The sequence below is a fragment of the Mesorhizobium sp. M7A.F.Ca.US.006.01.1.1 genome, assembly GCF_003997935.1.
Classification (GTDB): Bacteria; Pseudomonadota; Alphaproteobacteria; order Rhizobiales; family Rhizobiaceae; genus Mesorhizobium.
Map to the genome: position 1 here is coordinate 1 of NZ_RZQL01000401.1, position 3,777 is coordinate 3,777.

Annotated in this window: 3 protein-coding genes and 2 pseudogenes; 4 read left to right on the top strand and 1 reads right to left on the bottom strand. The window is 63.8% G+C overall.

Annotation, left to right across the window (positions count from 1 at the left end):
• A pseudogene (locus EN943_RS35775) lies at positions 1-213 on the top strand (hypothetical protein); the annotation flags it as partial.
• A 212-nt stretch (positions 214-425) separates the two neighbouring features.
• Here the strand turns inward: EN943_RS35775 and dksA are convergent.
• Positions 426-842 (bottom strand): RNA polymerase-binding protein DksA, encoded by a 417-nt coding sequence (gene dksA / locus EN943_RS35780; protein ID WP_013531862.1) that lies wholly within the window; start codon positions 840-842, stop codon positions 426-428.
• Between the two features lie 331 nt (positions 843-1,173).
• On the opposite strand from dksA, the gene EN943_RS35785 reads away from it, so the two are divergent.
• The 3 genes and pseudogenes from EN943_RS35785 to EN943_RS35795 form a co-directional block, all read left to right on the top strand.
• Entirely contained in the window at positions 1,174-1,677 is a 504-nt protein-coding gene (locus EN943_RS35785; RefSeq protein ID WP_127416469.1) for a histidine phosphatase family protein, read from the top strand.
• Between the two features lie 63 nt (positions 1,678-1,740).
• Positions 1,741-3,219, top strand: a complete 1,479-nt coding sequence (locus EN943_RS35790; protein WP_127416470.1) for a YcjX family protein — start codon at positions 1,741-1,743, stop codon at positions 3,217-3,219.
• Positions 3,216-3,777, top strand: a pseudogene (locus EN943_RS35795) (TIGR01620 family protein); the annotation flags it as partial. The gene EN943_RS35790 and the pseudogene EN943_RS35795, both read left to right, overlap by 4 nt.

The window sequence follows — 3,777 nt, forward strand, 5'->3', positions numbered from 1 at the left end:
GCCTACGGCTCCGCCAATGCCAACACCGCCCGGCACGCGCCGCCACCACCGCAGCCGGTGCAGGACAGCATCGACGACACGCTGATGAGAGAACTCGAAGTATCGCTGGACCAGCCCCGTTCGGGCGGCCCGGTGGGCAAGCCGGCGGCGCCGCAGTCGCTCGACGACGAGATGACCAAGCTTCTTGGCGAACTCTCCAGTCAGAAGAGATGAGCGACTGCTGGGTCGCTATCCCCGCGAAACATCGTCGCCGGTCTACTGGTCCACTGCCGAACCACCTCGTCAGAAGCGCTAGATATCAAGGGTTTGCTGCCTTCGCCCGCCCTGAGCGGTGGATGCCGCACCAATAAAAATGGCCGGAAAACCGGCCATTTCACAATCGAGTTCGTTCGAGACAGCCGGCCGTGAGCCGCCGGCCTTGACCCTCAATCGTCGCGATAGACTTTTTCGCGGCGCTCATGCCGCTCCTGCGCTTCGATCGACAATGTCGCGATCGGACGTGCATCGAGCCGCTTCAGCGCGATCGGCTCGCCGGTCTCTTCGCAATAGCCGTAAGTGCCTTCGTCGATGCGCTGCAGGGCGGAATCGATCTTTGCAATGAGCTTGCGCTGACGGTCGCGGGCCCTGAGTTCGATGGCGCGGTCGGTTTCCGAAGAGGCGCGATCGGCCAGATCGGGGTGGTTGGCGTTCTCTTGCTGCAGGATTTCCAGTGTTTCGCGCGCTTCGCGCAATATGTCATTCTTCCAGGTGACGAGCTTTGAGCGGAAGTAGGATTTCTGCCGCTCGTTCATAAACGGCTCGTCTTCGGAGGGTACGTAATCGGCGGTAACGATGTCGTTCATTCGACTCACCCAAACTGCCCCAATTTTGGCGCCTATATATTCGTCGTCCGACGCCTGCACAAGCGCAATCGGCCGCTGTTTCACGCAATTGTTAAAGTACCCGTCACGCGTCTTTGCAGCCGCGTACGATCGCTTTGGTACAAACTCCGCCGAGACACTTTGGATCCGGTGGCCCATGCTTTCCGAGATCGCCGTGACCCCGGGGCCGATACGCAAGAGCCCTTTGCAGCAAGCAGCATTGGGTGATTCGCGGTGTTTGAAGAGCACGGGCCATTGTGCGCAACGCCGTTCTCGTGGCTAATTCCGGACGGCTTCGGCATTCGGAGGTTGGGTGAGCAGGCTTTATCTGTTGCGACATGCCAAGGCTGGCTGGGCATTGCCCGGCATGCGCGATTTCGACCGTCCGCTCGATGCGTCCGGCCGCGCCGACGCCGAAGCGATGGGCGCCGTCATGCGTTCCCGCCTCTACGTCCCGGACCGGACGCTCTGCTCCAATGCCAAACGCGCCAAGGAGACGCTGGAAGGCCTGGCCGGCCAGACCGACACCGGCCGGATCCTGTTCTTCGACACGCTCTACAGCGCCGACGCGGCCGGTTACCTCCACCTTATCCGCGACAATGTCGGATCGGGCTCATTGCTGGTCATTGGCCACAACCCGATGATGGAAGACCTCACCATGGCAGTTTCGGGCGACGGCGACGAAACTGCGCGGGCCACGCTGAACCATGGGTTTCCGACCGCGGGCCTGGCGGTCGTCCGATTCGACGGCGATCTTGCCAGCGCCGCTCAAGGCACCGGCTATCTCGAAGCGTTCCTGACGCCGGCCGATCTCTGAAGCCATTTCAAAGCCCTGATACAGAGCCTATATCGGACGGACCGAAGTTCGAGAGAGCATATTTTGGCATCATCGCTGACCACCTTCACCGACGAGGCGAGGATTGCCCTCGACACGCTATCGGGCCGCGCCACCGGGCTTTTTTCCCCATCGCTGCGCCTCGGCGTGACCGGATTGTCCCGCGCCGGCAAGACGGTGTTCATATCGGCCCTTGTCCACAATCTTATCCATGGCGGGCGCCTGCCGCTGTTCGAGGCGCAGAAATCGGGGCGCATCGCCCGCGCCTTTCTCGAGCAGCAGCCGGACGACGCCGTGCCGCGCTTCCAGTACGAGGATCACATCGCCGCCCTGGTCAACGACCGCGCCTGGCCCGATTCGACGCGTGCCATTTCGGAACTGCGGCTGACCATCGAATATGAATCGGCTTCCGGCTGGAGCCGCATGTTTTCCTCGGGCAGATTGTCGGTCGATATCGTCGACTATCCCGGCGAATGGCTGCTCGATCTGCCGCTGCTCGGCAAATCCTTCGCCGATTTTTCCCACGAAGCCTTCGAAATGGCCGTTCTGCCGGTGCGCGAGGACCTGTCGCAGGGCTGGCGGGCGCTGTCGTCCGAGATCGATCCGAACGCCGATGCCGACGAGATGACGGCGCGCCGCCTGGCCGAAAGCTTCGCCGCCTATCTGAAGGCCTGCAAGCTCGACGAGTGGGCGCTTTCGACCTTGCCGCCCGGCCGCTTCCTGATGCCGGGCGATCTCGAAGGCTCGCCGGCCCTGACCTTCGCGCCCCTGGCCGGGATCGGCGACAGGCGTCCGCGCGCAGGGTCGCTGCACGCCATGATGGACAGGCGCTATGAGGCCTACAAGACGCACGTCGTCAAACCCTTCTTCCGCGAACACATCACCCGCCTCGATCGCCAGATCGTGCTAATCGACGCCATGCAGGCGCTGAACGCCGGCCCCGGCGCCATGGCCGACCTGGAACGCGCGGTGACCGAGATCCTCAGCTGTTTCCGACCTGGCCGGGGCAGCTTCCTTACCGACCTGTTCTCGCGGCGCATCGACCGCATCCTGGTTGCCGCGACCAAGGCCGACCATCTGCATCACGAAAGCCATGACCGGCTGCAGGCGATCGTGCGGCGGCTTGCCGACCGCGCCGTGGCACGGGCGAATTTCACCGGCGCCGATGTCGATGTGGTCGCCATGGCGGCGGTGCGCGCGACGCGCGAAGGCACCGTCAAGCAAGGCCGGGAGACGCTTCCCGTCATCATCGGCACGCCGATCGCCGGTGAGAAGATCAATGGCGAAACCTTTGATGGAAAGACGGAAACAGCCATATTTCCCGGTGACTTACCGGAGAACATTGACGCGGTGTTCGATGTTTCGGGAGCCGATCACAGGCAGGACACCGCGGACCCGACAATCCGCTTCGTCCGTTTCCGTCCGCCAAAGCTCGAACGCACGGCCGAAGGTGTCACGCTGTCGCTGCCGCATATCAGGCTCGACCGTGCCTTGCAGTTCCTGATCGGAGATCATCTGGCATGACCGCGCCCCGCAAGCCGGCAGCATTCCGCATCGAGCCGGAAGCCACATCGAGACAGGAAGCGCCGGAGACGCGCCGCGCCCAGCCCGGTATCCATGCCCAAGCCGAAACCCAGCGCAAGCCCCGCGCGATGAAGGCCGATGTCGCGATGGTCATACCGGCGGAAGTCGACGTCTTCGACGAGCCCGACATCATCGCCGCGGAGCCGCCGCCGGCCGTCGCCCCCAGGAAACGCTCGCTGCTCGGCAGCATCTTCTTCGGCGCCTTCGGCGTGCTGGTTTCGCTGGCGGTCGGCCTATGGACCGACCAGCTCATACGCGACCTCTTCGCGCGCGCCGAATGGCTGGGCTGGCTGGCGGCGGCCATGGCCGCCGTTGCCGTGCTGGCGCTTGTGGTGATCCTGATTCGTGAATTCCTGGCGATCGCCCGCCTAGCCGAGGTCGAAAAGCTGCAGAAGCGGGCGCTCGATGCGATCGCGCGTGACGATCCCAAGGCGGCACGATCGGTCGTCGACGAATTGTCGGCCTTTGTCGCGGCCAAACCCGAGACCGCGGCCGGCC

Excerpts from the sequence above, each read along its gene's own strand:
- dksA (WP_013531862.1), bottom strand. The coding sequence starts at position 842 with ATGAACGACATCGTTACCGCCGATTACGTACCCTCCGAAGACGAGCCG.